Source organism: Lentzea sp. NPDC060358 (genome assembly GCF_042725365.1).
Classification (GTDB): domain Bacteria; phylum Actinomycetota; class Actinomycetes; order Mycobacteriales; family Pseudonocardiaceae; genus Lentzea.
The window spans coordinates 1-4514 of sequence record NZ_JBHXCW010000387.1 but is presented as its reverse complement, the minus strand read 5'-3'; the positions used below and the strand labels follow the sequence as shown (position 1 = coordinate 4514).

6 protein-coding genes are annotated in these 4514 nt (G+C 69.8%); all 6 read left to right on the top strand.

From position 1 onward, the window contains the following. On the top strand, positions 1 to 960 hold a 960-nt coding region (locus ACFWGZ_RS39670), incomplete at its 5' end, for an MFS transporter (RefSeq protein WP_382456745.1). 9 nt (positions 961 to 969) lie between these two features. Further along, positions 970 to 1164 carry a DUF3046 domain-containing protein gene (locus ACFWGZ_RS39665; protein ID WP_382456744.1) on the top strand — a complete coding sequence of 65 codons (195 nt, stop codon included), beginning with the start codon at positions 970 to 972 and terminating at the stop codon, positions 1162 to 1164. Positions 1165 to 1314: 150 nt separating this feature from the next. Next, positions 1315 to 2361, top strand: a complete 1047-nt coding sequence (gene recA, locus ACFWGZ_RS39660) for a recombinase RecA (protein ID WP_382456743.1) — start codon at positions 1315 to 1317, stop codon at positions 2359 to 2361. Between the two features lie 12 nt (positions 2362 to 2373). Then, the gene (locus tag ACFWGZ_RS39655) at positions 2374 to 2880 is read left to right on the top strand and encodes a regulatory protein RecX (protein WP_382456742.1); all 507 of its coding nucleotides are present in this window, start codon (positions 2374 to 2376) and stop codon (positions 2878 to 2880) included. A gap of 218 nt (positions 2881 to 3098) precedes the next feature. After that, positions 3099 to 3551 (top strand): MarR family winged helix-turn-helix transcriptional regulator, encoded by a 453-nt coding sequence (locus tag ACFWGZ_RS39650; protein ID WP_382456741.1) that lies wholly within the window; start codon positions 3099 to 3101, stop codon positions 3549 to 3551. A 131-nt stretch (positions 3552 to 3682) separates the two neighbouring features. Continuing rightward, positions 3683 to 4477, top strand: coding sequence for an alpha/beta fold hydrolase (locus tag ACFWGZ_RS39645; RefSeq protein ID WP_382456740.1), 795 nt, complete (start codon positions 3683 to 3685; stop codon positions 4475 to 4477). Positions 4478 to 4514: the final 37 nt, after the last annotated feature.

The window sequence follows — 4514 nt, the reverse complement described above, 5'->3', positions numbered from 1 at the left end:
GCCGTGGGCCTCGGTTCCTGGCAGCTGCTGCTGGCGGGGCTCGTCCTGTTCGGAGGGGCGTCCAGCGCGAACTACGCGGCCCGCTACGCCGCGACGGACCTGGCCCACCCGCACCGCCGTGCGCGTGAGCTGTCCCGAGTGGTGTGGGCGGCGATGATCGGCGCGATCATCGGCCCCAACCTCGCCGACCCCGCCGGACGGGTGGCCGCGTCCCTCGGCCTGCCGCTGGGGGTGGGGCCGTTCCTGCTGGCCGCCGCCGTGCTCGGCGTGGCCGTGCTGGTGGTGCAGCTCGGGCTGCGGCCGGACCCGCTGGTCGTGGTGAGGAGCACCCGTCCGGTGGAACCCCAGCACTGCGCCGGCGGCTCCGCCTCCCCCGGTGGCCTGAAGATCTGGGCGACGCTCGGGCCGATGGCACGACTTGCACTCGTTGGAGTGATGTTGTGCCACACGGCGATGGTCGGGCTGATGTCGATGACGCCGGTGCACATGAACCACGCCGGGTCGTCGTTGCGCGTGGTCGGCGTCGTGATCAGCCTGCACGTCGCCGCGATGTACGCCGCGAGTCCCCTGTTCGGGTGGCTGGCGGACCGGATCGGCCGCGTGCCGGTGCTCGCGATCGGCGCGTCGCTCGTGGTGGCGGCGTCCGGGGTCGCGGGCATGGCGCCGTCGCACGACGCCCCGCAGCTCGCCGCGGGACTGGCGCTGCTCGGGTTCGGCTGGTCGGCGGGGCTCGTGGCGGGGTCGGCGCTGCTGACGGAGTCCGTGCCGGTGCCGGACCGGCCCGCCGCGCAGGGCCTGTCCGACCTGGTGATGAACGTCGGCGGCGCGGTCGGGGGAGCGGTGTCGGGGATCGTCGTGACGGCGTGGTCCTACGCCGCGCTCGGGCTGATCGTGGGCTTCACCGCGCTGCCGCTGCTCGTCGTGTGCCTGCTCGCATCGCTGCGCAAGCCCGTTGGCTAGGGTCCTCCGGTGCGCATCACGATGTTCCGCAAACTCATGGCAGGGGAGTTCGGCCAGGTCAGGGCCGAGATGATCGCCCACGACCACGTGCTGTCGTCGCTCGGCGGCCGCACCGCCGACCAGGCGCTGGAGGCGGGGATCGGCGCCAAGGAGGTCTGGATCGCGGTCTGCGACGCCTTCGAAATTCCCGAAAATCGTCGCTGAACAGCCGGTTCGGAGTGTCACGTGTGCTCGAACACGTGTTCGGCTACAGTGGCCGCGACCCCCGGCTTCGCAGAATTGTCAGACCCCGCCAGTAGCGTCAGGTCCAACATGACGAAGCAACGGCAGCAGACGACAAAAGGTGGACCCAAGATGGCACCCGCAGCACCCGACCGGGACAAAGCGCTCGAGCTGGCCCTGGCGCAGATCGACAAGCAGTTCGGCAAGGGCTCCGTGATGCGCCTCGGCGAGGAGGGGCGTGCCCCGATCGAGGTCATCCCGACCGGCGCCATCGCGCTGGACGTGGCGCTCGGCATCGGGGGTCTGCCGCGGGGTCGCGTCGTCGAGATCTACGGTCCTGAGTCCTCCGGTAAGACCACCGTCGCCCTCCACGCCGTCGCGAACGCCCAAAAGGCCGGCGGCATCGCCGCGTTCATCGACGCGGAGCACGCCCTCGACCCCGAGTACGCGAAGCGGCTGGGCGTCGACACCGACGCGCTGCTGGTCTCCCAGCCCGACACCGGTGAGCAGGCGCTCGAGATCGCGGACATGCTGGTCCGCTCCGGCGCGCTCGACATCCTCGTCATCGACTCGGTCGCCGCCCTCGTGCCGCGCGCCGAGATCGAGGGCGAGATGGGCGACAACCACGTCGGTCTGCAGGCCCGCCTCATGAGCCAGGCGCTGCGCAAGATCACCGGTGCGCTCAGCGCGTCCGGCACGACTGCGATCTTCATCAACCAGCTGCGCGAGAAGATCGGCGTGATGTTCGGCTCCCCGGAGACCACGACCGGTGGTAAGGCGCTGAAGTTCTACGCCTCCGTGCGCCTGGACGTGCGCCGCATCGAGACCCTGAAGGACGGCGGCGAGCCCGTCGGCAACCGCACCAGGGTCAAGGTCGTGAAGAACAAGGTCGCGCCGCCGTTCAAGCAGGCCGAGTTCGACATCCTCTACGGCAAGGGCGTCAGCCGCGAGGGCTCGCTGATCGACATGGGCGTCGACCAGGGCATCCTGCGCAAGTCCGGCGCCTGGTACACCTACGAGGGCGACCAGCTGGGCCAGGGCAAGGAGAACGCCCGCAAGTTCCTGCTGGAGAACCCGGACATCGCCAACGAGGTCGAGAAGCGCATCAAGGACAAGCTCGGCATCGGCGCCACCCTCGACGCCGACGAGACCGCTCCCGCCGCGCCGGTCGAGTTCTAGGGGTAGCCGGGTTTGGACGAGGCTGAGGAGCAGCGCAAAGCGCGGGACATCTGCTACGCGCTGCTCACCGCTCGCGCCCGCTCACGGCAGGAGCTGCACGACGCGTTGCTGCGCAAGGGAATCAGCGCCGGCGTGGCCGAGGTCGTCCTCGGCAAGTTCGACCGCGCCGGCCTGATCGACGACGCGCAGTTCGCCGAGATGTGGGTGCGCTCCCGCCACACCTACAACGGCCTGGGCCGCCGCGCCCTGGCCATGGAACTGCGCCGCAAGGGCGTCGCCGACGAGGTGGTGGCCGAGGCCGTCGCCGCGGTCGACGGCGAGGCCGAGGAGGAACGAGCCCGCGAGCTCGTCCGCAAACGCCTGCGCACCATGTCCGGCGTCGACGAGACGGCGAAGATCCGCCGCCTGGTGGGCGCGCTGGCGCGCAAGGGATACGCCGAGGGCCTCGCCTACCGCGTGGTGCGCGACGAACTGCGCACCACGGGCGACGAGGCGTCGGCGCTGGACGAACCCTGGTAGCAGCCAGGCCGCACACTCGGCCTGGCTCGACCACCGCTACCGCACATCGCGGGCCACCACCGCACACCGAGGCAGGCGCGGCACGTCGCGGGCAGGCGGTGCGGTACTGAGCGTCGGCAATCGCCACGGATGTTGTGCACGGCACCGGTGCTCACCCACCGGGACGCCGCACGCCGAGTTCGCCGCCCGCCCGGTTCGTCCCGAGTAGCCTGAACGGCGTGAGCACCACTCCCGACGCGCCGTCCACCGTGACCCCCACGGTCTCGGACCTGCTGTGCTTCGACCTCTACACGACGTCGCGGGCCGTCACGGGCTTCTACCGGCCGATCCTCGACAAGGCGGGCATCACCTACCCGCAGTTCCTGGTGATGCTGCTGCTGTGGGAGCGGGACTCGCGGCCGATCCGGGAGCTCGTCCAGGAGCTCGACCTCGAGTACAGCACCCTGTCGCCGCTGATCAAGCGGCTCGAGAAGGGTGGTCTGCTGGTGCGCGTCACGCACCCCGACGACGAGCGCTCCGTGCTCGTCCAGCTCACCGACAAGGGTCGTGAGCTGCAGTGGATCGGTGCCGAGATGTTCAGCCAGCTCGGCACGGCGCTCGGCATGACGCTCGAGGAGATCGCCGTTCTCCGCAAGGCCCTGCAACGCGTGAAGCACGGCGCCGAGCGCTAAGGCCTTATCCCAGGCTCAGTGACCTGAAACACATCGCGTACGAGGTAACTCGTCGGGTAAGTTACATCGTGCACGACCTAATCGAGCACGATGAGACGCCATCAGGCGCCCGACGAGAGAGTGAGAGAGCAATGCGAGTTCGCAAGGTGTTCGCCGTTCTGGGGACGTTGCTGGCGCTGGCCGCGGTTGTCCCGTCGGGTGCGGGTGCCTCGGAGGACAAGCAGAGCACGAAGAAGCCGACCATCGTGCTGGTGCACGGTGCGTTCGCCGATGCGTCCAGTTGGAACGGTGTGGTCGAACGATTGCAGCGCAAGGGATTCCCGGTGGTGGCGGTGGCGAACCCGCTGCGGTCGGTGACCGGTGACGCGAACTACCTGCGTCAGGTGCTCGCCACGATCGAGGGTCCGATCGTCGTCGCCGGGCACTCCTACGGCGGCATGGTGCAGTCGCAGGCCGCGCTCGGGAACCCGAACGTGAAGGCGCTCGTCTACGTCGCGGCGTTCGCGCCGGAGAAGGGCGAGAGCGCCCTCGAGCTGTCCAACAAGTTCCCCGGCAGCACGCTCGGCGACACGCTGTCGAGCATCCCGCTCGGCGACGGCAGCACGGACCTCGTGATCCAGCAGGACAAGTACTGGCAGCAGTTCGCGGCCGACGTGTCCCGCAAGGACGCGACGCTCGCGGCGGCGACGCAGCGGCCGATCAACGACACCGCGCTCGGCGAGAAGGCCGGTGAGCCCGCGTGGCACACCATCCCGTCGTACTTCGTGAACGCGGGCAAGGACAAGAACATCCCGATCGCCGCACAGAAGTGGATGGCCGAGCGCGCTCACGCCCGTGCGGTCGTCGAGGTCAAGGATGCCTCGCACTCGGTGGCGGTCTCGCACCCGGAGACGGTGGCCGACCTGATCGTGCGCGCCGCCAAGTAGGGGGAGAAGACGGAGGAAGCCGGGACGCGGGCAGGGG

Coding starts and splice junctions, on each gene's coding strand:
- recA (WP_382456743.1), top strand. CDS start 1,315: ATGGCACCCGCAGCACCCGACCGGGACAAAGCGCTCGAGCTGGCCCTG.
- ACFWGZ_RS39645 (WP_382456740.1), top strand. CDS start 3,683: ATGCGAGTTCGCAAGGTGTTCGCCGTTCTGGGGACGTTGCTGGCGCTG.